The sequence below is a fragment of the Streptosporangium sp. NPDC006007 genome (assembly GCF_040614315.1).
Lineage (GTDB): Bacteria > Actinomycetota > Actinomycetes > Streptosporangiales > Streptosporangiaceae > Streptosporangium.
Window position 1 is genome coordinate 59,565 of sequence record NZ_JBEXUG010000028.1, and the last position, 24,686, is coordinate 84,250.

Consider the following 24,686-nt stretch of genomic DNA (forward strand, 5'->3'; position numbering starts at 1 on the left):
CCGCCCAAGCCGCACGGCTCGGTGATCAGGCCGGACCGGGCGCCGGTCCCGCGAGGTTCGCGGCGCTCTCGGCGTGGCCGTTCAGGGCGAAGATCCCGGCGCCGCGCTCGGCGGGCCCCGCCGTACGGCGGAAGACGGCGAAGAGCTCGCGGCCGGTGCCCGTCCACTGGGCGTCGGTGAGCGGCGCCCCCCGCGGTGTACGGGTGGCCAGTTCCTCGGCGGGGACCAGCAGTTCCAGGGTGCCCGCGATGGAGTCGAGGCGGATCGGGTCGCCGTCCAGGACGAGGGCGATCGGACCGCCGCAGGCGGCCTCGGGGGACAGGTGGATGGCCGCCGGGACCTTGCCCGAGGCCCCGGACATCCGGCCGTCGGTGACGATCGCCACCCGCTGGCCCCGGTCCAGCAGTACCGCCAGCGGCGGTGTGAGCTTGTGCAGCTCGGGCATGCCGTTCGCGCTCGGCCCCTGGTAGCGGATGACCGCCACGAAGTCCTGGCCGTCCAACTCGCCCGACTCGAAGGCGCGCAGCAGCTCCAGCTGGTCGTCGAAGACCTTCGCCGGGGCCTCGACGACCAGGTGTTCCTCCCGGACCGCGGAGACCTTGCCGACCGCGCGCCCCAGGTTGCCGTCGAGCATGTGGATACCCCCGTCGGGGGAGAAGGCGTCCGAGACGGGACGGAGCACCTCCGGGTCGGTGCTGCCGCCGGTCCGTTCCCGCCAGACGGGTTCGCCGTTCTTGAGTGTGACGGCCGACCGGTAGTGTCCCAGCCCGCGGCCGGCGATCGTCAGCACGTCGGCGTGGAGCAGTCCGGCGTCCAGCAGCTCGCCGATCAGCACCTGCATGCCACCCGCGGCCTGGAAGTGGTTGACGTCGGCCTGGCCGTTGGGATAGATGCGGGTGAGCAGCGGCACCGCCTTCGACAGCGCGGCCAGGTCGTCCCAGAGCAACTCGATGCCCGCCGCGGCGGCGATCGCGACGAGATGCATGGTGTGGTTCGTCGAACCGCCGGTGGCCAGCAGCGCCACGCAGGCGTTGACGATCGCCCGCTCGTCGACGACCTCGCCGGCGGGGGTGTACTCGCCGCCGTGCACGGTGATCTCGACCGCCCGCCTGCCCGCTGCCTCCGTCAGGGCCTCGCGCAGTTCGGTGCGCGGGTTGACGAAGGTCGCCCCCGGCAGGTGCAGGCCCATGACCTCGATCATGACCTGGTTGGAGTTGGCGGTGCCGTAGAAGGTGCAGGTGCCGGGGGAGTGGTAGGACCGCGACTCGGCGTCGAGCAGTTCGGGCTTGCCGACCTTGCCCTCGGCGAACAGCTGCCGGGTGCGGGCCTTGACCTTGTTGGGCAGGCCGGAGGTCATCGGTCCCGCGGGGACGAACACCGCCGGCAGATGGCCGAAGTGCAGCGCGCCGATCAGCAGGCCCGGCACGATCTTGTCGCAGACCCCCAGCATGAGGGAGGCGTCGAACATGTCGTGTGAGAGGGCGATCGCGGTGGACATGGCGATGACCTCGCGGCTGTAGAGCGACAGCTCCATGCCGGCACGGCCCTGCGTGATGCCGTCGCACATCGCGGGCACCCCGCCGGCGAACTGCGCGACGCCGCCCGCCCTCCGCACCGCCGCCTTGAGGATCGGCGGATAGGTCTCGTACGGCTGGTGCGCCGACAGCATGTCGTTGTAGCTCGACACGATCGCCACGCCCGGCTTCACGCCGGCCCGCAGGTCCCGTCTGTCGGACCCCGCCGCGGCGGCGAAGCCGTGGGCCAGGTTGGCGCAGCCCAGGCCGGCCCGCGCGGGTCCGCGCCGGCGGGCCGCCTCGGCCTCGGCGTGGAGCCGGGCCAGATAGGCGGTGCGGGCGGCGTGGCTGCGCGCGATCAGGCGGTCGGTGATCTCCTGGATGACGGGGTTCATCCGGCCCTCTCCATCGTCGTCTCGGTCGTGGTCTGTGGTTTCGCGTCCGTCTTCGTGCCTGGCTCCGTGCCCTGCCGGGTTGTTCACGCGAGGTTCTCCCCATGCCAGGCGCGGCCGCTGCGGGCCACGAGCTCGTGGGCCCCCGCCGGGCCGGAGCTGCCCGCCGGGTACGGCTCGGGCGTCATGCCGCCCGACTCCCACTCGCTGATGATCGGGTCGATCCACCGCCAGGCGGCCTCCACCTCGTCACGCCGCATGAACAGCGTCGGGGTGCCGGTGAGGACGTCCATGAGCAGCCGTTCGTAGGCCTCGGGCACCCGGGCGGTGAAGGTTTCGGCGAAGCTCAGGCTGAGCGGGACCGGCTTGAGCGCCACCTCGCCCGCGCCCGGCTCCTTGGCCATGAGGTGCAGCCGGATACCCTCGCTCGGCTGCAGCCTGAGCACCAGCCGGTTGGGCGCGCTGCCGGGAAAGATCGAATGGGGCACGTCCTTGAACTGCACCACGATCTCCGAGCACCTGTACGGCATGCGCTTGCCGGTGCGCAGGTAGAACGGCACGCCCGCCCAGCGCCAGTTCCGCACCTCGGCGCGGAGCGCGGCGAAGGTCTCCACCCGGTGCGAGGCCCCGGTGGGGGCGGTGCTGCCGGGCTCGTCGAGATATCCCGGGACCCGGACGCCGCCGGACTCCCCGGCGGTGTACTGGCCCCGGACCGCGAAGCGGTCCACCTCGCCGCCGACGATGGGCCGCAGCGCCCGCAGGACCTTGACCTTCTCGTCGCGGATGGACTCGCGGTGGTTGCGGGCCGGCGGCTCCATGGCGACCAGGCAGAGCAGCTGGAGCAGGTGGTTCTGCACCATGTCGCGGAGCGCGCCCGCGTGATCGTAGTAGCCCCGGCGGCCGGGGGTGCCCACGGTCTCGGCGGCTGTGATCTGGACGTGGTCGATCCAGAGGGAGTTCCAGATCGGCTCCAGGAACGTGTTGGCGAAGCGGAGCACGAGGAGGTTCTGCACCGTCTCCTTGCCCAGGTAGTGGTCGATGCGGTAGATCTGCCGCTCGTCGAAGATGGCGCCGACCTCGTCGTTGATGCGCTGCGCGCTGGCCAGGTCGCGGCCGAGCGGTTTCTCCAGCACCACCCGCGCGGCGGGGGTGACCAGCCCGGCCCGGTGCAGCTCCCGGCAGAACGGGCCGAACGTCATGGGCGGGCTGGCCAGGTAGAACACCCGGTTGTGGTGCTCGCGGCCGGCGAGCAGGCCGGTGATCCTCGCCCAGCCCGTCGTGTCCTCGCCGCCGATGTCGACGGAGACGTGGTGCAGCCGGCCGAGGAAGCGCCGCCAGAGGTCCGGGTCGTCCACCGGTACGGAGCCTCGGACCTCGGCGTCCGCCTTGCCGCGGAAGTCGGCGTCGTCGAGCCCGCCCCGCGACATCGCGATGACGCGGGTGGTGGGGGAGAGGCGGCCGTCGCGGTCGCAGTGGTAGAGCGCGGGGAGGAGCTTCCGCATGGAGAGGTCGCCTGTCCCGCCGAAGATGATCAGGTCGGCGGACTGCGGGGGCTCGGACATGGAACATGCTCCGTGGTGATCTACCGGAATCAGGGATGGATCGGACAGTATCCATATCTTGTGCTCTACACAAGCGAAGTTTTGTTATTCAAGATGAGAAAGTCTGTACTTTTCATCTCGCAAGGGGGTGTGGTTCACTTGGCGGATGCCCCGACGTCCCGCTGCCGCGCTCGCCACCAGCGGCGAGGTGCTCCGTCTCATTCGCACCGGCGAGGCCGTTACCCGCGCGGACATCGGGCGGGTCACCGGTCTGTCCCGGCCCGCCGTCTCCCTGCGCGTCACCGAGTTGCTGGACCGGCGCCTCGTGGTGGAGGACAGCGAGGGCCCCTCCACCGGCGGACGTCCGCCCGCCCGCCTGGCCTTCAACGCCTCCGGCGGCGTCGTGCTGGTCGCCTCGCTGGGCGCGAGCAGGGCGCAGATCGCCGTGTGCGACCTCGCGGGGAGCGAGCTGGTCCGCGCCGATCTGGAAGTCGACGTCGAGGAGGGGCCGGACGTCGTCCTTCCCCTGGTCATGCGGACCTGGGACGAGCTGCTCGGTGACCGGCCGGTCTCCCGGGTGCGCGGGGTCGGCCTGGGGGTCCCCGCCACGGTCGAGTTCGCGGCCGGCCGTACCGAGAGTGCCCGCATCATGGCGAGCTGGACCGGGGTCGCCGTCCCGCCGATCATCGCCGAGCGCTTTCCCGCCCCCGTCTTCCTCGACAACGACGTCAACGTCATCGCGATCGGCGAGCACCACGCCGTCTACGCCGGTGACGTCGACGACCTGCTCTTCGTCAAGGTCTCGACGCGGATCGGCTCCGGCGTCATCGCGGGTGGCGAGATCCTGCGCGGCGCTCTGGGCGCGGCCGGGGAGATAGGGCACATCCCGGTCCGTGACGGCGGAGGGGTGCTGTGCCGCTGTGGCAACATCGACTGCGTCGACTCGGTGGCCAGCGGCACCGCGATCCTGCGAGACCTACGTGCCCGGGGACACGAGGTGAGGACCCTGGCCGACGTGGTGAGCCTGGTGCGGGCGGGCGACGCCGAGACCATGACGGTCGTCCGCGACGCCGCGCGGATGCTGGGAGAGGTCGTGGCCAGTGCGGTCAACCTCCTCAACCCGGCCGTGGTGGTCCTGGGGGGCGACGTGGTCGAGTCCTTCCAGCCCCTGCTGTCCGGCGTGCGCGAGGTCGTCCACCGCCGCTCGACGGCCCTGTCCACCCGCAACCTGCGGATCGAGCGGAGCCGCCTCGGTCCCCGGGCCGGGATCGTCGGCTGCGCGCACATGGTCCTCGACCACATCCTCTCGCCCGAGGCCGTCGACGCGATCGGGTGAGCTCACGGACTTCCGGTGGCCCGCCTCGGGCGATCTCGTGCGATCCGCGGCGTAGACCCGCGGGGACCTCGCGGCTCCCTCAGCCCGCCTCGGTCGTCGTGTCGCGGGGAGCCCGGGACTGGCGGCGGATCGCCAGGCAGATGTCCACGATCGCGATCACCCCGAGCACCGCCATGACGACGGCCAGCCACTTGATGCCGGCCACCAGGCCGAGAACACCGACGCCGATGATCGCCACCAGCGCGAAAGAGCCCAGACGGATGTGGACGACGTCTCGGGGTGTGGCGCGGACCATGGGCTTGCCTGTCGGCGACGTCCGCTCCGGCTGTCCTTCGGGAGTCAATGTTCTCCTCCTTCGTTCAGGCGCATCCCCGTACCCGGATGCCTTGTCGTCATGCGCCCCGCTGTTCCCCGGCGTTCCCCGGCACGGGGGCGGCGTGACCTCCCTCGCGGGACCGGACAGGGCCGGAGGCCCGGAGTCCTCCCGTTGCGGGCGTCCCGCGGCGCAGGGGTGCGGGCGTACGGCGCGGGCCCCGAGCGCGGGGCTCGCGCCGCGTGTCCGCCGGAGGTCAGTCCTTGAAGGCGTCCTTGACCTTCTCCGTGCCTTCCTTCACCTTCTCCCCCGCCTGCTTGAGGTGACTCTTGCTCTGCTCGGCCCGGCCCTCGGCCTCCAGCCGCTCGTTGTCGGTGGCGCGACCGGCCCCCTCCTTGACCTTGCCCTTGAGCTCTTCGGCCTTGTTGCTGATCTTGTCGTCAGTACCCATAGCGTGATTCCTCCCCCTATGTGGCATTTTCTGCCGTGCAGTGGTATGTACTGTCCGAAGTCAGGGGCGGTAAACATGGGCCGCCCAGGTGCCCGGCTGTCCCCCGTCACGGCGGTCGTCGGGATCCGCGGAGCCGGCGCCGCCTCAGGCCATCAGGGTCTCGCCGATCCAGCCGTCGGCGGAGCAGCCCGGTGGGATGGCGAACACCGCCGACCCGATCGGCGTCGTCCACTCGTTGAGCAGGTCGGCCTCGGCCAGACTCCTCTGGATCGGCACGAACTGCCGGGTGACGTCCGCCTGGTAGGAGGCGAACAGCAGCCCGCAGTCGGAGTGTCCCTCGGGGGTGAGCCCCTCGTCGTAGTTGTAGACCCGGCGGAAGATCCGCAGGTTCGGGTCCCTGACGTGGGCCCGCCGGATGTGGGCGTACTCGGAGATGACCGGAAAACCGGTCGGCGTGACCCGGTCGAGGTCCGGCTCGTCGTGCTCAAGCCGTCCGGTCAGCGGGGCGCCGGTGTCCAGCCTGCGGCCCACCGAGAACTCCCTGGCCGTCCGGTCGGCGGCGTCCCACGTCTCCAGCTCCGTCCGGATGCGCCGGAGCACCAGCGTGGTGCCGCCGCGCAGCCACTGCGGGCCGTCGTTCACCCACACGGCCCGGTCGAAGCCGGGGGTGCCGGGCCTGGGGTTGACGGTCCCGTCGAGCTGGCCCATCAGGTTGCGCTGGGTCAGCCCCGGCGCCTGAGTCTGCGGGCTGTGCCGGAACCCTCGCTGGGTCCAGCGCACCCTGGCGAAGGACCGGGCGTCCTTGACCGTCATGCGCAGGGCGTGGGCCAGGGTGACGCCGTCGTCGGCGCAGATCTGCAGGAGCAGGTCCGTGCCGGCCCACCGCCCCTCCAGCCTGTCGACGGTGAACTTCGGGAGCGGGGCCACCGAGGCGGGGCGCCGCCCGGCCATCCCGGCCGCGGTGAACAGGCCGGGGCCGAAGCCGAAGGTGACGGTCAGCCGGGAGGGCAGCGCGGCCATCTCCGGCTCGGTGTCGGCCAGGGCCGGCCGCCCCTGGGTCAGGCGGCGCGCGTCGTCGGTGAGCAGGCGCATCATCCGGGCGATCGCCTCGCGGCCGGTGCCCGGCAGCAGGTCCAGGCCGACAAAGACGGCGTGGGCCTGCGGGATCGTGGCGACCCCTGCCTGGTGGGCGCCGTGGAAGGGCTCCACGGCCGAGCCGCCGGGAACCGCCCGGGGGGCGGTTTCCGAGACGGCCTGCCCGGCGGGGGAGAGGGACTGCTCCTGGGAGACCGACCGGCCGGGAGCGCACGCGGAGAGGGCGCCGGCCACCGTGGCGGCGCCCCCCGCGAGCAGTCCCCTGCGGGTCAGCTGGGGGTCTGGCATGACTTCCAATCCTCGGTCAGCCGTGGTCCTTGCCGGTGTGCGCGTCCGGCTGGTAGTTCTCCTTGCCGCCGGCGAAGTCCTTGCCGACCGCGGTGAACTCCAGGGTCTCGCCGCCCTTGAGGGTGAGGGTGAAGTCGATCTGCGCGCCGGGCTTCACCTCCTTGGTGACGCCCATGAGCATGATGTGGTCGCCGCCCGGCTGGAGACGGTGCGTGCCGCGGGCGGGGATGACGAACCCGCCGCCCTTCGGGCGCATCACCATCTTGCCGTTGTCGCCGACCACCTCGTGCAGCTCGATCCTCGGTGACAGGGGGGAGCGTCCGGAGACGACGACCATCTCGACGTCGGTGTTGTTGACCAGGGTGCCGAAGGCGGCGGTCATGCCCTTCTTGGTGGTCTTCACCCACGGGTCGGTGATCGCGAGCGGCGGTCCCTCGGCGGGCGCGCTCGGGGCGGCGGACGTGCTCGTGGCGCCCGGCGCCGCGGCCTTCTGCCCGGCCTGCTCGGTGGCCTGCCCGCCACAGGCGCTCACCGCCACGGTGGCGAGGACGGCCAGCAGGCCGGCCGGAAGAACACGACGAGTAATCATGAAAGGGCCTTTCCAGGTGTACGGCGCCGCGGCCGGAGCACTGCTCGACAAGCCGTCGGATACGCCGGAGAGATCGGGTGAAACGTCCGGCGCCGTGGTACGGCCCGGAGTGCCGGTAACAGTCGGTGAAAAGGGGGAGCGCGTCAGCGGAGGGCGACGCGTGGCCGCGGCGGGCCGCGCCGGTTCACCACGTGGCGCAGGAGCGCGGAGCGCAGGGCGCCGGGCGCGTCCGGACGGGCGTGTGCCGCGGCCCTTACCGGGGTATGGACGGGCTCGCCGGTCAGGATCGGTCCAAGTCGTGCGCCGAGCCGCCGCAGCAGGCCCCAGAGCAGGGCCTCGCCCCGGGCGAGCCAGAGCGCGGTCAGTCCGACGGCCCAGCAGTGCATGACCAGCATGGCGAGGCCGGGCACCAGCTGCGAGTGCGCGTGCCCGGCGGCGCTGTGCGGGACGGGCGGGTGCGCCGCGGTGAACAGCAGGTGGAGCGCCCCCTGGGTGCCCGCGAGCAGCGGGAGGATCATCCCCATGCCGCGCTCGCGTCCGGTCACCGCGAGCGCGGGGGCGAACACCAGTGCCAGCCCGGCCGCCGCGCTCCACACGGAGACCGCGCCCCCGGCGAACACGTGCGCGATCACGCCCAGCCCGAGGGCCACCACGGCGAAGGCCGAGGCGCGGGCGAGGCGGAAAAGGGCGGTCACCGGCATGATGCCGCAATCATCACACACGGTGGGGGTGCCCTCCAGAGCGGCGGGGGGCCGAGACCCCCGAGGGCCACCCGGGGAGGGAGGCGGCGACCAAGGCGACGTGGAGGCTTTTCCCGGCGGGAGGCGGTTCCGGGACCAGTCGGAAAGACCCCGCGAGGGCCGGGGCGGTGGAGCCGGGGTCAGGGGAGATCTCCGGTGCGGGTGCGGGTGAATTCACCGGCACTGCGCTGTCGGCGAAAAGCGCTTACGGCGAACACGACCAAATCACCGGACCGGAGCGCGTTATCGTCGCACTGATTCACCGTTCGTCAAATCTGGATATTGAGCAGGTGAAAGAGATGACAAATCCACAGGCCGTGGTTGAGGACCAGCTTTATCAGCGGTTGTTGCGCAAGCGGATCGTCGTGCTCGGGAGTGAGGTGAACGACGAGGTGGCCAACCGGATCTGCGGAGAGCTGCTGTTGCTCTCCGCAGACGACGACCGGCGGGACATCTCGCTCTACATCAACTCGCCGGGGGGCTCGGTGTCGGCCGGGATGGCCGTCTACGACGTGATGCACTACATCCCCAACGACGTCGTCACCGTCGGGATGGGCATCGCCGGCTCCATGGGACAGTTCCTGCTCTGCGCCGGCGCGCCCGGGAAACGGTACGCCCTGCCGCATGCCAGGGTCATCATGCACCAGCCGTCCGGCGGCCTCGGCGGCACCGCCGCCGACATCGCCATCCAGGCCGAGCAGATGCTCTACACCAAGCGGCTGATGCGGGAGCGGATCGCCTTTCACACCGGCCAGGCGCTGGAGCGTATCGAGGAGGACTGGGACCGTGACCGCTGGTTCACGGCCGCCGAGGCCAAGGACTACGGATTCGTCGACGAGGTCGTTCGCAACACACGCGAGGTGGTTCCGGAGAATCGCTGATTCGCTCTCAGGGTAATTCTCGCGGCTGATTTCGGCATACGGCATTCCGGCGTGTGGTGAGAATCGCGCCGGACAGCCGGACAGCCGGACAGCCGGACAGCCGGACAGCCGGACAGCCGGACAGCCGGACAGCCGGACAGCCGGACAGCCGGAGCCCGCCTCGCCGTCCACGGTGCGGCGGGCTCCCGGCGGGAGGGGATGACGGACGGTGCCGTGACCGACGGTGGTCCGGCGACGCCCCGGCGACGCCCCGGTGGCGGCCTCAGTGGCGGCAGAGCAGGCAGCTCAGGGCGTGTTCCAGCGACTCGGCGTCGGTCAGCGGAGCGGGCCAGGGCAGGCGGATCAGGGTGGGCCGGTCGGCGCCGGAGCGAATGGTCGCGCCGAAGCGATCGAGTTCCCAGAGCCAGACATCGTGGACCGGGGCGGGGAGCAGGGTGCGCAGAACGCTCTCCAACTGCCCCCTGTGAGCGTCGTTCACGTGGTGGAGCATGCGCTCGGCGGCGTCCATCAGGGGGTCGGGGCCGGCGCCGAGATACTCCTCGGCGTCCAGCACCCCGGACTCGGGGCCGGTGAGATAGATCACCTGGCCGACGTCGACCCGGAGCAGCCGTGGGCCGCCGGTGCCCTCCACAGCCTCGAACAGCGCCTCGTCCGGGCAGCGCTCGGCGATCGCCACCGCGGCCTCCCTGGCCTCGGCCCCCGTTACGGCCTGTGCCCAGCCCTGCACCTTGAGCAGGCCGCGCGGGGCCTCGAACCCGTCGAGCAGCCGGCCGGCGGTCAGGTCCACGGTGACCACCGGCTCCTCACGTATGTCGTGGAGCGGGTCTCCCGGCAGGACCAGCAGCACCGGGCGGCCGGCGGCGTCCACACCTCCTCTGGCGGGTGCCGCGGGCAGGTCGGCGCCGACAAGGGACACGTGGGTGGGGACGGCCGTGGCGGCCAGTGTGCGGACCCGCTCAGGGATCGGCGGAGCGGTGACGGGCTGCTGCATGGGCCGGTTCTCCTTGAGGTCGGGGGGCGCTGTGAGCTAAGGTTAGGTTTACCTAACTAAGGTAGACCTAATCATAGAGGAGTGACCATGCGCTACACCGGGCCGAAGGTTCGTCTGTCCCGCAGGGCGGGCGTCCCGCTGACCCGCAAGGCCGTCCGCTACTTTGAGGAGCGGCCCTACCCCCCGGGTGAGCACGGCCGCAAGACCAACCGGCGGCAGACCGGCGACTACGGGGTGCGGCTGATGGAGAAGCAGAAGCTGCGCTGGTACTACGACGTCTCCGAGCGGCAGATGCGCCGTTACTGGGACATGGCGCTGCGCGGCACCGGCCGCGCCGGGGCCGAGCTGGTCGTGCTGCTGGAGAGCCGCCTCGCCTCGCTCGTGCTGCGCGCGGGCCTCGCCCCCTCCATCTACGCGGCCCGGCAGTATGTCAACCACGGTCACATCACCGTGAACGGCCGCAAGGTCGACATTCCCAGCTACCTGGTCAAGCCCGGCCAGGTCATCTCGGTGCGGCAGAGGTCCCGGGCGATGCAGCCGTTCGTCGCCGCCGCCGAGGGTGTCTACGCCGACGAGCGGACCGCGGCCTACCTCGACGTCGACCACGCCGATCTCCGGTTCACGCTGACCGGCCGCCCGCTGCGCGAGCAGGTCGTCGTGCCGGTGGACGAGCAGCTCGTGGTGGAGTTCTACTCCCGCTGACCCGGGGGTTCCCCCTGCCGGACGCAGTAGCCGCCGACCCCGGACTCCAGCAGGCGGAAAGCGTGCTCGGCCTGCCCGCGCAGATCCGGGGTGATGGCGGTCATGCTCTCGCCCGCGAGCATGCGGCGGGCGCCGTACGTCATCAGCGTGTGCAAGGTCGCGCAGATCTGGCCGGCGACGAGCCCGGGGGTGAGGTCGTCGGGGTCGGCGTCGGCCTCGTCGGCCAGGGTCCGGGCCAGGGCCGCCTGCCGCAGCTCGTTCATCTCCCGCAGCCGGGCGACGAGGGCCGGGCTGGAGCCGACCATGCGGGCGAAGGCGTCGCTCCCCTCGTGGAGGCCGTACCGCCAGGCGCCGGTGTCCAGGGCGTCCAGGAAGTCGCGGCGCACCGCCTCCGCCGCGCCCTCTCCCGGCTCTCGCCGCCGCACGATCTCGCCGAGCAGCCCCACTATCTCGTCCTGCCGGTCGAACAGCAGGTCCTCCTTGGTGGAGAAGTAGTTGAAGACCGTGTTGACCGAGACGTCCGCCGCTCTGGCGACCTCGGCCACCGTCACGTTGTCGAAGCCTCGTGTCAGGAACAGCCCCGTCGCCGTGTCGGAGATGCGCAACCGGGTCTCCCGCTTCTTGCGCTCACGCAGGCCCTCACTCATACGGGTCATCCTATGAGGCGGGCTAAATTTTGACGTCACTCCAAAATTAGAGTTAATCTAAAAATGGAGGCGATCAAATGATCAAGACATCAGGTTTGAGCAAAACCTTCCCCGGCGGCGCCGACGCCGTCCGGGGCCTGGATCTCGCCGTCGAGGCGGGCGAGATCGTGGGCTTCCTCGGACCGAACGGCGCGGGAAAAACCACCGCCATGCGCATGCTGACCACGCTGCTGCGCCCCACCGGGGGCACCGCCACGGTCGCCGGGCACGATCTGCTCGCCGACCCCCGCGGCGTGAGGCGGCGCATCGGCTACGTGTCCCAGGGCGGCGCGATCGGTCCGGCCACCCCGGTGGGGGACGAGCTCGAACTCCACGCCCTGCTGTACGGCATGCGCCGGGCCGAGGCTCGCGAGCGTATCCGGGAGGTGCTGGAACGGTTCGAGCTCACCGGCCTGGAGGCCCGGCCGGGCGGCGCGCTCTCCGGTGGGCAGCGCCGCCGTTTCGACCTGGCGTTCGGCCTGGTCCACGGGCCGTCGCTGCTTTTCCTCGATGAGCCGACCACGGGCCTGGACCCGCAGAGCCGGGCCAACCTCTGGGAGCACATCCGGCGGCTGCGCGACAGGGAGGGCCTCACGGTCTTCCTCACCACCCACTATCTCGACGAGGCGGACACGCTCGCCGACCGTCTGTTCGTCATCGACCGCGGCGTGATCGTCGCCGAGGGCACCCCGGCCGAACTCAAAGGCGGCACCGGCACCCTCGACGACGCCTTCCTGGCCATCACCGGCCGCTCTCTGCGAGAGGACCGGCCGGTCAACGGCCCAGGACCGGGAGGTCCCGGTCAGGGCGGCGGATCCGCCGGCGCCGGGCCCGACGGAGACGCGCCCGCCGCGCGCCCGGTGGGCGGGGAGCGAGGGGTGGTCCGGTGAACACCGTGCTCCGCGACACCTGGTTCGTCTTCCGGCACAACACCCGGATCATGCTGCGGCAGAAGGTGGGCATCGCCTTCGGCGTCCTGCAGCCCATGCTCTACCTGGTGCTGTTCGGGCCGCTGTTCGCCACGATCGGCACCTGGGAGACGCTGATTCCCGGCCTGCTGATCCAGGTCACGCTGCTCAGCGCGGGCCTGGCCGGGTTCGGCGTCGTATTCGACGCCCGTTCGGGCGTGCTGGAGCGGCTGAGGGTCACTCCGGCGCACCGCGTCTCCCTGCTGCTGGGCCGGGTGCTGAGCAGTGCCCTGACGCTGCTGATTCAGTCGATCATGCTGATCGCCGCGGGCTACGCCTTCGGCCTGCGCGCGTGGCCGCCCGGCGTGCCGGCCGGCCTGGCGCTCATGACGCTGCTCGGGGTGAGCCTGGCCGCGCTCTCCAACGCGATCGCGCTGAACCTGAACCCCGAGGCGTTCGCCCCCGTCATGAGCACCGGGACAGTTCCGCTGATCCTGCTGTCGGGCGCGTTCCTGCCGATGTCCATGGCGCCCGGCTGGCTGGACGCGCTGTCGCGGATGACACCGTTCCGCTACGTGCTCGAAGCCGTACGGGACCTCTTCGACGGGCGGTACGCCACCTGGACGGTGGCGGCCGGGGTCGCGGTTACCCTGCTCCTGTCGGTCGTCTGCGTGACGGCGGGCACCCGTGTCTTCAACCGGGAGAACGCCTGACCGTACGGCCCGCCGCGCCGGGCACGAGCTGAGGGGCCGTGCCTAGCCCGGCGGGCCGTACGGTTCGATCCTCGGGTCGGCGTAGTGGCCGCCGCCCGCCGCCGGGTCGATCCGCCCGGCGGCCGTCTGTGTCACTCGCAGGGCGTACAGGTCCTGCTCGGGGTCGATGAGCACCAGGCCGTAGCCGGTGTCGACCTCCTCGTCCGACAGGCCCAGGCGGCGCATGGCCTGCGTGAGCGTCGCCGGGGACGGGAGCCGTACGGTAACGAGAACCATGTCCTCACGCTACGCGCATCTCCCTGCGGCGCAATGAGGCGAGCACTCCCAAGACGTCGACGACACCGTAGCCGTAGTCGTAGTCGAACCCGAAGTCGCCGCGGTCGTCGGCGGTACGGCGGAGCAGGGCGCGCAGCTGGGCGGGGGACAGGCGGGAGGCGGGCCAGCGGGTGCGGATGGCCGCGACCAGGCCGGCCGCGACCGGGCAGGCGGCCGAGGTGCCCGAGTCGGGCGAGTCGTCGCCGAACGCCCCGGAGCCGGAGAAGTGGGTGTAGGCGCAGACGTCCGGCTTGCGAGAGGTGAGGCGGCCTGGCCCCTGGGAGGAGTAGCCGACCCGCTCGCCGGCGGTGTCCACGCCGCCGATGGAGAGCACGCGCGGGTGGGAGTTGGCGCCCGAGATCGGGCGGTCCGGGTAGGCGCACCGTCTGTCCCGGCAGTCGCGCCCGCAGTTGCCTGCGGCGAACAGCACGTCGGCCCCGGCCTGCTCCAGGCTGGAGATGATCAGGTTGAACGGGTGGGCCGCGTTGTCGGAGTAGTTGCCGGGATGGCCGACCGGGAAGTCCCAGCGGGGGGAGAAGGAGCCCCAGCTGTTGCTGATGATCAGGGACCGGGACGACTCGGGCTGGGCGGCGAGCACGGTGCGCAGGTGTGCGAAGGCCGCGATCGCGTCCGAGAGCAGGCCGTCCATGGCCGAGCCACCCGCCCGCCGCGACAGCAGCACGGGGATGTCGATCAGGGAGGCCCGGGGGGCGGCGATGAGCGTGTCGAACGCGCACATCGTGCCGTGGTCCACCGGGAACTCGCCCGGCCGGCCGGTCACCCCGTCCGGCTTCCAGCTGCGCTGCGCGTCCAGGGTCAGGCTCCGGCCGGTGTGCCGGATGATGTGCGCGGCGTTGATGCCGGTGTCCACCACCGCCAGCGCGACGCCGGACCCGTCCAGGCCCTCCGCCTGGAGCTCGGTGACGCGCAGCAGGCGCTCCACGTCGTGCCAGTCGCCCACCGACGCGTCGCCGCCGCAGGTGAGGCCGGACTCGATCACCGGATCGGCGTGCACGCCCACGACGTCGGAGCGCATGCAGGGCAGCAGGGTGAGCCGGGTGGACAGCTCGTCGTCGGAGATCTCGCCCCGGACCATGACCGAGGCCTGGTCGGCGGCGAGGGAGAAGGTCGTCGACTGCCTCAGGGAGAAGGGGTCGCCCCCGGCGACGGGCACGGGGCGGGGCAGCGCGACCGGGATGAAGGAATGGTCCAGGACGACGCCGGGCAGGGGGTCGGAGACGTCGGCCGTGGTCGCGGTCACCCCCGGGTCGGCCACGGCCGCGACGACGTCCGGAGCTGGGCGGAGCTGGATCAGGACTCTCATGTACACCACCGAGGTTCGAGGGGAACGAATTCCACCACGTTCCTCCATCGGCATCGGCCCCGTCCACCCATACAAAATGCTGTTTACCAGCAACTATGCCTTCAATCTCCGCAAATCGCTGGCACTGATTTTCTTCCCTGAAGGGACGACGATCACTAGCGTTGGGCGACATGACCGCAGCGGCCGAGACGACGCCACCCCCGTGTTCCGATGTCCGCCCCACGCACTGGCTGGGTGTCCGGCCGAGGCTCATCGTGGCGAGCGCGTTCATGCTCTTCCTGGAGCTCGCGCTGATCCGGTGGACCGGCTCGAACATCGTGCACCTGAGCTACTTCACGAACTTCGTCCTGCTCGGTTCGTTCCTCGGGATCGGACTCGGCTTCCTCCGCGTCGGGCGCACGGCGCGGCAGCCGTACTACTCGCCCATCACGCTGGCCGTCCTCGTGCTGGTCGTCCTGTTCTTCCCGGTCACCGTGGACCGGCAGACCGAGGGGGTCCTGTACTGGACCAGCCTGAGCACCAGCGGGCCGCCGCCCTGGCTGATCCTGCCGGTGATCTTCACGGCGGCGGCGGTCGTGCTGATGGGCCCGGCCGAGCTGGTCGGGCGATGCTTTCCCGAGCTCGGCCGGCTGGAGGCGTACCGCTACGACCTGGTCGGCAGCCTCACCGGCATCGGGCTGTTCACCGCGCTGTCCTTTCTCGGAGCGCCCCCCGTCGTGTGGGGAGTGATCGCCGCGGCCGCCTACACGGTGCTGCTCCGGCCGCGTACGCCTCAGGGGCGGATCGCGCTGGCCGTCCCGTCGCTGGTCGTCGTCGCCGCGCTCGCGGCCGAGACGCTGACCGCGGGCGCGCTCTGGTCGCCGTACTACAAGGTGACCTACGACCGCTTCGACTGGCACGGCGTCCCGGTGATGGACATCCAGGTCAACGGCATCCCGCACCAGCAGGCCATCCCCGCGGCGAACCGGCTGGACTGGGAGCGGCAGTACGCCCTGCCGTACGAGCGGGCGGCGGCGCGGAGGCTGGACGACGTGCTGATCGTGGGAGCGGGCAGCGGCACCGACGTGGCGATCGCGCTGCGCAAGGGCGCCGGGCACGTGGACGCGGTGGAGATCGACCCCAAGCTCCGCGAACTCGGCGCGCTCCACCACCCGGACCGGCCCTACGACGACCCCAGGGTCACCACCGTCGTCACCGACGGCCGCGCCTTCCTCGAACGCACAGCCGGGAAGTACGACCTGATCCTGTTCGCGCTGCCCGACTCGCTCACCCTGGTCTCCGGGGCCGGTTCACTGCGGCTGGAGAGCTACCTGTTCACCCGGCAGGCCATGGAGGCGGCCAGGGACCACCTCAAGCCCGGCGGCACCTTCTCGATGTACAACTACTACCGGGAGAGCTGGCTGGTGGACCGGCTGGCCGCCACCATGCAGGCCGCCTTCGGCCACCGGCCGTGCGTGGACATCGTCAGCCAGGCCGGCCAGCAGGCCGTCATCACCGCGGGGCTCACCGCCGAGGCCCAGAGCTGCGGCGCCGAGTGGCCGGGGGCCACGGCCGGCACCCCGCCGCCGACCGGCGACGACCGGCCCTTCCTCTACCTGAGGGACCGTACGGTCCCCCAGATCTATCTCATCACCCTCGGCCTCATCCTGATCGTGAGCATGCTCGCGGTCCGGGTGGTCGCCGGGCCGTACACCCGGATGCGCCCCCATGCCGACCTGTTCCTGCTGGGTGTGGCGTTCCTGCTGCTGGAGACCAAGAGCGTGACCGGGTTCGCGCTGCTGTTCGGCACGACCTGGGTGGTGAACGCGATCGTGTTCGCCGGGGTGCTGGTCGCCGTGCTCGCCGCGGTGGAGGTGACCCGCCGCTTCAGGACCCCGCCGCTGCCCGTCATGTACGGCGTGCTCCTCGGCGGGCTGGTGCTGGCCTGGCTGGTGCCCGACTCCTGGCTGCTCGGCCTGCCGCTGCCGCTGCGGGCGTCGGCCGCGGTGGTGGTCGCGTTCCTGCCGATCTTCGCGGCCAACGTGGTGTTCGCCAAGCGCTTCGCCGGCTCGTCCGACGGCACGACGGCCTTCGGCGCGAACCTGCTGGGCGCGATGGTCGGCGGCTGCCTGGAGTATCTGGCGCTGGTCATCGGATACCAGGCCCTGCTGATCGTGGCGGGCGCGCTCTACCTCGGGGCCTTCGCCCTGCTGCCCAGGGCCGCGCGGGCCGCTCCGGCCGGCTGAGTCCCGCCGGCGGCACCGTGGCCCGGCTCCCCTGGACGAGGGGCCGGACCACGGTGCCGCAAGGGGTCAGAAGCCGCAGAGCTCACCGAGCGACTTGGCGGAGCCGTTGTTCGGGGTGGGTGTCTGGCGGGGGAGCGCCCTCGCGGTGCGGGTGGGCGAGGGGGTGGGCGTCGCGCCGCTCGCGCCGGGAGAGGCGGTCACCCCCGCGGCCTGGGCGCGGCGGGGCTGGACCGACTGCCGCAGCGCCCTGGCGGTGGCGGCCCGGATCTTCTGCCAGTCGGGGGAGCCGGAGTAGAACTCCGGCGGCACGAACTGGAGGCTGGTGATCCTGGCGTCCTTGACCCTCAGGCCGAGGGTGGCCAGGTGCTCCAGCAGTTCGCGGGGTATGTCGGTCTTGGCCATCTTCTTGGCCACATTTGCGATCTTGATGAAGTTGGCCAGGACCACCGAGGGGGTGGCCTGCTGCGCGAAGGCGCCGATGACGCAGCGCTGACGGCTCATCCGGGAGAAGTCGTCGCTGCCGACGCGGGAGCGGCCGTACCAGAGCGCCTCCTCGCCGGAGAGCGTCCGGTAGCCGGCCTTGATCGTGCCCGCGGTGCCGTAGAGACCACCCCACGGGACGTCGCGCTCCACCCGGATCCTCAGGCCGCCGATGGCGTCCACCAGGTGGGCGAAGCCGAACATGTTGACCAGGGCGTAATAGTCGATCTTCAGGTTGAGGGTGTAGCCGATCGCCTCCATGAGCGCCCTGGGCCCGCGCTGCCCCTCCTTGCCGGGCACGATCTCCGGGTGCTCCTCGGCGTACTGCCAGACCTCGTTGAGCAGGCCGCCGTTGGGCAGTTCACGCATGAAGCCGCCGGGGAACTGCCTGCCGAGCGGGCTGGTGGGCGGGAACCGGACGTGCTGCAGGTTGCGGGGCAGGCTGAACAGGACCGCGTTCCCGGTCGCGACGTGCACGCTGGCCACGGTCATGCTGTCGGTGCGGATGCCGTCCCGGTTGCCGGCTCCGTCACCGCCGACGAGCAGGAAGTTCACCCGCTCGCGCCCACCCCACGGGTCCCCGTGCCTGATGGGGGTGGCGGCAGGGTCCTCCGAGGCGCTCTGGAAGATGCTGTTGGCCGCGTCCTTGACGGTCAGCACGGTGCTGGCGGCCAGCGCGAACGGTGACGTCACCGCCACGCACAGCACGCCGACCGCGACGCCCGAGACGATCTGGCCTTTTCCGCTCAGCCGGTGGGGCCTGAGCGAGATGTAGGACGAGAGCACCAGCAGGAACCAGGCGACCGCGCCGACCCCGGCGAGGATCGCCCCGGCCAGCAGCGTGCCGTCCCGGGTCACGAAGCCCGCGTTCTCCGGGTCGGCCAGGATGACGGCGGACACCAGCCCGGTCGCCAGCAGTACGCCGAAGACGCCGAGCAGGATGTATCCGGTACGGCGCCGCCCCGAGCGCAGGTGGGCCGCGCCCGGCAGGATCACCGACAGCCCGGTCCAGCCGATGAGCGAGGCGGCCGTCAGCGGCTTGGCGAACCTGGGCCGGTTCCGGGAGGCCCGCCCGGCCTCTCGCACCCGCCTGTTCTCGCCGGCCGGTACGGTCTGCGCCGCCTGTCCGGCGGATGCGCCGGCGGATGTGCCGGGGGAGGTGGACGCGCCTGCGGAGTCGGCGCCGTCGTCCCCGTCGTGCCGCCGGGTGCGCCGTTTCCCGCCCTCGCCGGCGAGATCCCCCGAGTCTTGCCCTAGGCGCATCGCCACACCGCTTCCTGTACGTCCTGCCCCGGTCCACCTGGCAAGACAGCCAAGGTCCCCCGATTTCACGGAATTGGCAGGATTCTAGCCCCATACCTGGACATGACAGACAGATAACCAAGCTCAGGTTGCTGATCGCTTAACCTGCGGCGTCGAGGAGGGGGGGCCTGGCCGGGTGTCGTGGGGCGGTGTCCGTCCCTCGCGCCGTTCCCACGCCGTTCCCGCTTCCGCCCGGACGGCCGGCGGCCGTCGCCGGCCTCGGGGGATCTGTGACCTTGTCATATCGAACATCCGGTATATCGGGAAAAGTGGGATTCTTGTGGAATTCGGGGCGTAAGCCGACTGATTTATCATCCGTCACGGATGTCGCCTTATTCGGTTACATTCCGAAATCGTCCAAGGTGATCTCCGCGATGTGCAGGACCGCGCCGGGGCCCGTGTCCTAGCTTCGAAGTCATGAATCTGCAGCAGCTCCGCTATGTGGTCGCGACGGCGGAGCACCGCACCATGACCGACGCGGCCAGGTCGCTGTACATTGCCCAGCCTGCGCTTTCGCGCGCTATCCGGGACCTGGAACGAGAACTGGGGATGACGTTGTTCGCCCGGTCGGGACGTGGCGTGGTCGTCACGGCGCAGGGACGGCGGGTGGTCAAGCTGGCCAGGGAGGCGCTCGACGCCGTTCGCGAGATCGAGGCACTGTCCACCCAGGGCCATTTGTCCGAGGCGGAACTGCGCATCGCCTCGACCCCCAGCCTTGAGCCGGGACTGGCCGGACGGCTGCTTCCCGCCTATGTCGCCGAGCACCCCGGGGTGCGCGTCCACATCGTCCGCTGTGACGGACGGGACGGTGTGGTGAACGCCATCCGGGACCAGCGGGCCGACATCGGCCTGACGGACCTGCCCGTCCCCACCGACCTGGTCAGCCATCCGCTGGAACGCCAGGAGATCGTGCTGATCTCCCCGCCCGGCCTGGGCCTCCCCGATCCGGTGCCGATGACCGGGCTCAACGGCATGCGGCTGGTGCTGCCCGTCCCCGGCAGCGCCCGGCGCAGGGAGTTCGACGCGCTGTTCGCCAAGTACGGTGTCACCCCCGTGCCGGCCGTGCAGCTCGACGAGCGCGGCAACTGGCTGAACACGGTCCGCTCGGGTACGGCCTCCCTGCTCTGGTATCGCGGGATGGCCGAGCAGGCCGTCCGGGCCGGGCTGGTGGTCCGCTCCCTCGATCCCCCGGTCCGCAGGGTGATCGCCCTCGTCCACGCGCGACGGCGGCTGCCCCCCAGCGCCCAGGAGTTCCTCTCGGTGGCCGAAGGAGGGTCGGCCGCCTAGGAACACGCCGTGATTCACGGTCCCGACACCCACGGAGGCGGCGCAGGTGGGAGCGTCCGCCTCTCCGGCACCGGCCCGGCGGGCCCCGGGCGGACCCGGACGGGCCGGGCGGCCTCGGCTAGGCTCGGTGCCGATGACTATCCTGCGCCTGCGCGGCCGTGAGTTCCGGCCCGGCGAATTCGCGATCATGGCGGTGGTCAACCGCACCCCCGACTCCTTCTACGACAGGGGGAGGACCTACGGCTTCGGAGCCGCCCTGGAGGCGGTGGACCGGGCGGTCGCCGGTGGCGCGGACATCGTGGACATCGGCGGTGTCAAGGCGGGGCCGGGGGACGAGGTGGACCCCGCGGAGGAGATCCGCCGGGTGGCCGACCTGGTCGCGGCGGTCCGGGAACGTCATCCGCGGCTGATCGTCAGCGTCGACACCTGGCGGGCCGAGGTCGGCGAGGTCGTCGCACAGGCGGGCGCCGACCTGCTCAACGACACCTGGGGCGGGGTCGACCCGGCCCTGGCGGAGGTCGCGGCCAAGCACCGGATCGGGCTGGTCTGCGCGCACGCGGGAGGAGTCGTCCCCCGGACCCGTCCGCACCGCATCGCCTACGACGACGTGATGGCCGACGTCATCGGCCGCACCGTCGGCCTCGCGGAGCGTGCGGTCGCCGCCGGAGTCGCCGGGGAGTCGATCCTCATCGACCCCGCGCACGACTTCGGCAAGAACACCCGGCACTCCCTGGAGATCGGCCGCCGCCTGGGCGAGATGGTCGCCACCGGCTGGCCGGTGCTCGTCGCGGTCTCCAACAAGGACTTCGTCGGCGAGACCCTCGGCGGCCTCCCGGTCGACGAGCGTCACGCCGGAACCATCGCCACCCTGGCTATCTCGGCCTGGCAGGGGGCCAGGGTCTTCCGAGTCCACGACGCCGCCTCCGCCCGCACCGCGCTGGCCGTGGTGACCGAGCTGAGAGCCCGGACGCCGGAGCGGCCGGTCGTGGACGAGCCCCTCGGCGGGCGGGCGCCGAAACCGGAGTAGGAGGCCCGGGCGCCGACCTTGGTGGTGGCGCCCGCCGTGACGCCCCCGGGGGCCCGCGGGAGAGGCGCCGCGGACCCCGGTCAGGACAGCGGCAGCCGTACGACGGCCCGGAGGCCGGGGGAGGCGTCCTCCAGGTGGACCGCCCCGCCGTGGGCGTGCACCGTCTCCCGGACGATCGCCAGGCCCAGCCCGGCCCCGCCCTCGTCACGGCTGCGCGCGCTGTCCAGCCGGGTGAACCGGTCGAAGACCCTCTCCCGGTCGGGCTCGGGAATGCCGGGGCCGTCGTCGGTGACGGTGAGCACCGCGTCGGCGCCCTCGGCGCGCAGCTCCACGACCACCGGGGCGTTCGTGTGGCGCAGCGCGTTGTCCACCAGGTTGACCAGCACCCGCCCCAGATCCAGCGCGTCCCCGGTCACCACGATCCCCCCTCCGCCCCCCTCCCCGTCCTGGCCTCCGTTCCCGCCCCGGTCCCCGTCCCGCGCCTCTCCGAGGCCGTCCGGGATCCGCACCGTGACGGCCGCGCCGTACCGCTCGGCGGTCTGGGGGATCAGCCGGTCCAGCTCCACCGGCTCCCTGCGGCCACGGGTGCCGCCGCGCTCGTCCAGGCGGGCCAGCGCGAGCAGGTCCTCGGCGAGCCTGGCCAGGCGCATGGTGTCCTCCAGCACGCCCTCGGCCGTCTCCCGCCAGTCCTGACCCCGCGGATGCCCCAGCGCCACCTCCAGCTGGAGCCGGATGCTGGCCAGCGGGCTGCGCAGCTCGTGCGCCGCGTCGGAGACCAGGGCACGCTGGCGCGCGTCGGCCTTCTCCAGCCGGGCCAGCATGTCGTTGAGCGTGGTGGCGAGGCTGTGCACCTCGTCGCGCGCCTCGGGCACCGGCAGGCGGCGGGAGCGGGCGGTGTCGGTGATCTCGTCCGCGCCCCGGCGCAGCGCGGCGATGGGCCGCAACGTCCTGCCGATGACCATCCAGCTCGCCCCGGCCAGCAGCACCAGCAGCAGCGGCGTGCCGACCACCAGCACGTGACTGGCCGTGTTGATGCTGGTCTGCACCTCGCTGAAGGGCCGGGCGGCGATCACCGTCTGCCCGCGGTCGGCGCTGAGCGCCCGGACCCGCAGCATGTGCGGGATCCCGTACGGCTCGCCGTCCAGGAACCGGGCCTCGCCCAGGCGCACGGCCGAGGCCCGCTCCCCGGCGTTCAGCAGCGGCACCAGCCGGTCGGTGCCGACGGTGGCGTGGGTGATCCGCCCGGTACGGTCGATCACCTGCAGCAGCGTCCCGTCGGGCGAGGTCGTCTCGTCCGGCAGCCGCCCCGCGTCGGCCAGCGACACCGTGTCCCGCGCCCGCTGGTAGATCGTCCCGTCCACGGTGGCGAGCAGCGACCGGCCGAGCGCGCCGATCATCACGTAGGCCGAGACGACCAGGGCGAGCGCGAGCACGGCCGAGGCCACCACGGTCAGATGGAAGCGCAGGCTCCGCCGCCGCCACCAGCCGACCGTGCGACGCGCCGGGGGATCAGCCGCCATCGCCGGCCAGCCGGTATCCGGCCCCCCGCACGGTCCGCAGCGCGTTCCTGGAGAACGGCACGTCGATCTTGCGGCGCAGGTACCCCACGTAGACCTCGACCACGTTGGGGTCGGTGTCGAAGGTGTCCCAGACGTGCTCCAGGATCTCCGTCTTGGAGACCACCTCGTCGTGGCGGCGCATCAGATACTCCAGGAGCGCGAACTCCCTGGGGGTCAGCTCCACCGGCTGGTGCCCCCTGAGGACCCGCCGCCGCGCGGGATCCAGCGACAGGTCCCCGGCCCGCAGTACGGCGGGGCGCCGGCTCGCGCCGCGGCGCAGCAGCGCCCTCAGCCTGGCCACCAGCACGACGTAGGAGAACGGCTTGGTCAGGTAGTCGTCGGCGCCCAGGTCGAGCCCGTCGGCCATGTCGTACTCGCCGTCCTTGGCCGACAGCATCAGGATCGGCACCCAGTTCTTCTCGGCCCGCAGCTGTTTGCAGACGTTGTAGCCGGAGATCCTGGGCAGCATGATGTCCAGCACGACCACGTCGTAGTCGCCGTGCCTGGCCAGATGCAGGCCGTCCTCGCCGTCGTGCGCGAGATCGACCGCGAATCCCTCGGCCCGCAGCCCGCGCTGGAGCGCCGAGGCCATCCGCCGTTCGTCCTCCACGACGAGAACCCGCATCCCCCACCACCTCCGTCGATACGGCCCCATCCTGGGCCACCCGGCCTGAGAGACGGCTGAGAACCCTGTGAGCCCTCTCAGTCTGTCTCAGCTCCGGCACAGGACCGTTCACGCAGGCTGCGAAGAACAGTGATCGACGGCATACCGTGAGGGGATGACATGTCAGAGCAAACGCGACGAGGTCGCGCCGTGAGGTGGGGGGTGCCGGTGGCCGCGATAGCCATGGTCGCGGGGGCCGTCGGCGCGGGCCCGGTCATCGCCGCGGTCCAGGGGGACCCGGTGCTGCCCGAGCGCACCGCCGAGCAGCTGCTCGCCGACGCGGCCCAGGCCGCCGGGTCCGGCCTGAGACCGATGTCGGGCACCGTGATGCAGACCGCCTCCCTCGGCCTGCCGGCGCTGCCGCAGGTGGCGGGTATGGGCGGCACCTCGCCCGCCGCCCTGCTGGCGGGTTCGCACGAACTCAAGGTCTGGTACGGCGGCGCCGACCGGCTCCGGCTCGCCCTGCCGGGGAGGATGAGCGAGACCGACCTGATCGTCAACGGCGACCAGGTCTGGCTCTGGGAGAGCGACGCCGACAAGGCCACCCGGATCACCGGCGGAACCGGGCGCGTGCCCGTCGGACCGGAGCACGCCCTGCCCGCGGCGATGACCCCGCAGCAGCTCGCCGGGGAGGTGCTGCGGAAGGCCGGCCCCGACACCGTGGTCGGCGTCACCAACACCGAGCGGGTCGCCGGCCGCCCGGCATACCAGCTGGTCCTCACCCCCAAGGACGGCTCCTCCCTGATCAGGGAGGTCAAGCTGGCGCTAGACGGGGAGACGTTCGTACCGCTGCGTGTCCAGGTCTACGCCAGGAGCGCGGCCGAACCGGCCTTCGAGATCGGTTTCACCTCCGTCACCTTCACCCCGCCGGCCCCGGACAACTTCACCTTCACCCCGCCCGCGGGCACGAAGGTCGAGGAGAAGTCCCTCGCCGACGCCGGCCGGATGCTGGAGGCCAGGCAGGAGAGGGCCGAGGGACTCAAGGACAGGGTCAAGACCGTCGGCGTCGGCTGGACCTCGGTGGCGGTGCTCCCCTTCTCCGCGCGAGACCTCGGCGCCCAGGTGGAGCGGGGGCGGGGCGGGCGGCCCGGCGGACAGGACGCGAGCGCGATCGCCGGCGCCCTGCTGAAGTCGGCCACCCGGGTCAGCGGACCGTGGGGCGGCGGCAGGGTCGTCCAGACCAAGCTGCTCTCCGCGCTGCTGACCGACGACGGCCGTCTGCTGGTCGGCGCGGTCACCCCCGCCAAGCTGGCAGAGGTGGCCGGGCAGCGATGAGTAGCCCTGTGTCAAGCCGCCGCCAGTTGATCTTGTCTGAGCAGGGCCTGGAGGGCTCCGTGCTTGGCGGGATCGTAGGCCACACCGT

The 24,686-nt window shown here is 71.8% G+C and carries 23 protein-coding genes; 9 read left to right on the plus strand and 14 right to left on the minus strand.

The window, feature by feature from the left end; all coding sequences use genetic code 11:
• Positions 1–25: 25 nt before the first annotated feature.
• Both edd and zwf read right to left on the minus strand, forming a co-directional pair.
• On the minus strand, positions 26–1,909 hold the full coding sequence (gene edd, locus ABZ194_RS21215) for a phosphogluconate dehydratase (RefSeq protein ID WP_355598709.1): 1,884 nt from the start codon (positions 1,907–1,909) through the stop codon (positions 26–28).
• 83 nt (positions 1,910–1,992) lie between these two features.
• Positions 1,993–3,468 carry a glucose-6-phosphate dehydrogenase gene (gene zwf, locus ABZ194_RS21220; RefSeq protein ID WP_355598710.1) on the minus strand — a complete coding sequence of 492 codons (1,476 nt, stop codon included), beginning with the start codon at positions 3,466–3,468 and terminating at the stop codon, positions 1,993–1,995.
• Between the two features lie 145 nt (positions 3,469–3,613).
• Here zwf and ABZ194_RS21225 point away from each other — a divergent pair, with 145 nt between their 5' ends.
• Complete coding sequence (locus tag ABZ194_RS21225; protein ID WP_355598711.1) at positions 3,614–4,783, plus strand: ROK family transcriptional regulator; 1,170 nt, start codon at positions 3,614–3,616, stop codon at positions 4,781–4,783.
• Between the two features lie 79 nt (positions 4,784–4,862).
• Here ABZ194_RS21225 and ABZ194_RS21230 read toward each other — a convergent pair whose 3' ends face one another.
• From ABZ194_RS21230 to ABZ194_RS21250, 5 genes are all read right to left on the minus strand, one after another.
• A complete protein-coding gene (locus ABZ194_RS21230) occupies positions 4,863–5,126 on the minus strand; it encodes a hypothetical protein (RefSeq protein ID WP_355598712.1) in 264 nt (87 codons plus the stop codon).
• Positions 5,127–5,352: 226 nt separating this feature from the next.
• Positions 5,353–5,547 (minus strand): CsbD family protein, encoded by a 195-nt coding sequence (locus tag ABZ194_RS21235; RefSeq protein ID WP_355598713.1) that lies wholly within the window; start codon positions 5,545–5,547, stop codon positions 5,353–5,355.
• Between the two features lie 144 nt (positions 5,548–5,691).
• Positions 5,692–6,930, minus strand: a complete 1,239-nt coding sequence (locus ABZ194_RS21240; protein ID WP_355598714.1) for a Dyp-type peroxidase — start codon at positions 6,928–6,930, stop codon at positions 5,692–5,694.
• Between the two features lie 16 nt (positions 6,931–6,946).
• Positions 6,947–7,519: a copper chaperone PCu(A)C gene (locus ABZ194_RS21245; RefSeq protein ID WP_355598715.1), complete on the minus strand. Its 573-nt coding sequence runs from the start codon at positions 7,517–7,519 to the stop codon at positions 6,947–6,949.
• A gap of 143 nt (positions 7,520–7,662) precedes the next feature.
• Positions 7,663–8,214, minus strand: coding sequence for an MFS transporter (locus ABZ194_RS21250; protein WP_355598716.1), 552 nt, complete (start codon positions 8,212–8,214; stop codon positions 7,663–7,665).
• Positions 8,215–8,534: 320 nt separating this feature from the next.
• On the opposite strand from ABZ194_RS21250, the gene ABZ194_RS21255 reads away from it, so the two are divergent.
• Positions 8,535–9,140: an ATP-dependent Clp protease proteolytic subunit gene (locus ABZ194_RS21255; protein ID WP_355598731.1), complete on the plus strand. Its 606-nt coding sequence runs from the start codon at positions 8,535–8,537 to the stop codon at positions 9,138–9,140.
• A gap of 262 nt (positions 9,141–9,402) precedes the next feature.
• Here ABZ194_RS21255 and ABZ194_RS21260 read toward each other — a convergent pair whose 3' ends face one another.
• Positions 9,403–10,131 carry a DUF2470 domain-containing protein gene (locus ABZ194_RS21260; RefSeq protein WP_355598717.1) on the minus strand — a complete coding sequence of 243 codons (729 nt, stop codon included), beginning with the start codon at positions 10,129–10,131 and terminating at the stop codon, positions 9,403–9,405.
• A gap of 87 nt (positions 10,132–10,218) precedes the next feature.
• Here ABZ194_RS21260 and rpsD point away from each other — a divergent pair, with 87 nt between their 5' ends.
• Positions 10,219–10,833, plus strand: coding sequence for a 30S ribosomal protein S4 (gene rpsD, locus ABZ194_RS21265; protein ID WP_355598718.1), 615 nt, complete (start codon positions 10,219–10,221; stop codon positions 10,831–10,833).
• Here the strand turns inward: rpsD and ABZ194_RS21270 are convergent.
• On the minus strand, positions 10,821–11,480 hold the full coding sequence (locus ABZ194_RS21270; RefSeq protein WP_355598719.1) for a TetR/AcrR family transcriptional regulator: 660 nt from the start codon (positions 11,478–11,480) through the stop codon (positions 10,821–10,823). The two genes, rpsD and ABZ194_RS21270, sit on opposite strands and share 13 nt — an antisense overlap.
• Before the next feature lie 77 nt (positions 11,481–11,557).
• On the opposite strand from ABZ194_RS21270, the gene ABZ194_RS21275 reads away from it, so the two are divergent.
• Both ABZ194_RS21275 and ABZ194_RS21280 read left to right on the plus strand, forming a co-directional pair.
• On the plus strand, positions 11,558–12,409 hold the full coding sequence (locus tag ABZ194_RS21275) for an ABC transporter ATP-binding protein (RefSeq protein ID WP_355598720.1): 852 nt from the start codon (positions 11,558–11,560) through the stop codon (positions 12,407–12,409).
• Positions 12,406–13,140, plus strand: coding sequence for an ABC transporter permease (locus ABZ194_RS21280; protein WP_355598721.1), 735 nt, complete (start codon positions 12,406–12,408; stop codon positions 13,138–13,140). The genes ABZ194_RS21275 and ABZ194_RS21280 overlap by 4 nt, the downstream gene beginning before the upstream one ends.
• Positions 13,141–13,182: 42 nt before the next feature.
• Here ABZ194_RS21280 and ABZ194_RS21285 read toward each other — a convergent pair whose 3' ends face one another.
• Positions 13,183–13,416 carry a hypothetical protein gene (locus ABZ194_RS21285; RefSeq protein WP_355598722.1) on the minus strand — a complete coding sequence of 78 codons (234 nt, stop codon included), beginning with the start codon at positions 13,414–13,416 and terminating at the stop codon, positions 13,183–13,185.
• Positions 13,417–13,420: 4 nt separating this feature from the next.
• Positions 13,421–14,779: a S8 family serine peptidase gene (locus ABZ194_RS21290; RefSeq protein WP_355598723.1), complete on the minus strand. Its 1,359-nt coding sequence runs from the start codon at positions 14,777–14,779 to the stop codon at positions 13,421–13,423.
• 170 nt (positions 14,780–14,949) lie between these two features.
• On the opposite strand from ABZ194_RS21290, the gene ABZ194_RS21295 reads away from it, so the two are divergent.
• Positions 14,950–17,004: a spermidine synthase gene (locus ABZ194_RS21295; RefSeq protein WP_355598724.1), complete on the plus strand. Its 2,055-nt coding sequence runs from the start codon at positions 14,950–14,952 to the stop codon at positions 17,002–17,004.
• 66 nt (positions 17,005–17,070) lie between these two features.
• Here the strand turns inward: ABZ194_RS21295 and ABZ194_RS21300 are convergent, their stop codons facing one another.
• Positions 17,071–18,747, minus strand: coding sequence for an LCP family protein (locus ABZ194_RS21300; protein ID WP_355598725.1), 1,677 nt, complete (start codon positions 18,745–18,747; stop codon positions 17,071–17,073).
• A 456-nt stretch (positions 18,748–19,203) separates the two neighbouring features.
• On the opposite strand from ABZ194_RS21300, the gene ABZ194_RS21305 reads away from it, so the two are divergent.
• Both ABZ194_RS21305 and folP read left to right on the plus strand, forming a co-directional pair.
• On the plus strand, positions 19,204–20,073 hold the full coding sequence (locus ABZ194_RS21305) for a LysR family transcriptional regulator (protein WP_355598726.1): 870 nt from the start codon (positions 19,204–19,206) through the stop codon (positions 20,071–20,073).
• 133 nt (positions 20,074–20,206) lie between these two features.
• Positions 20,207–21,100, plus strand: a complete 894-nt coding sequence (gene folP / locus ABZ194_RS21310) for a dihydropteroate synthase (RefSeq protein ID WP_355598727.1) — start codon at positions 20,207–20,209, stop codon at positions 21,098–21,100.
• Between the two features lie 80 nt (positions 21,101–21,180).
• Here folP and ABZ194_RS21315 read toward each other — a convergent pair whose 3' ends face one another.
• A complete protein-coding gene (locus ABZ194_RS21315) occupies positions 21,181–22,620 on the minus strand; it encodes an ATP-binding protein (RefSeq protein WP_355598728.1) in 1,440 nt (479 codons plus the stop codon).
• Positions 22,610–23,284, minus strand: a complete 675-nt coding sequence (locus tag ABZ194_RS21320) for a response regulator transcription factor (RefSeq protein ID WP_355598729.1) — start codon at positions 23,282–23,284, stop codon at positions 22,610–22,612. The genes ABZ194_RS21315 and ABZ194_RS21320 overlap by 11 nt, the downstream gene beginning before the upstream one ends.
• 207 nt (positions 23,285–23,491) lie before the next feature.
• On the opposite strand from ABZ194_RS21320, the gene ABZ194_RS21325 reads away from it, so the two are divergent.
• Entirely contained in the window at positions 23,492–24,598 is a 1,107-nt protein-coding gene (locus tag ABZ194_RS21325; RefSeq protein ID WP_355598730.1) for a DUF2092 domain-containing protein, read from the plus strand.
• Positions 24,599–24,686: the final 88 nt, after the last annotated feature.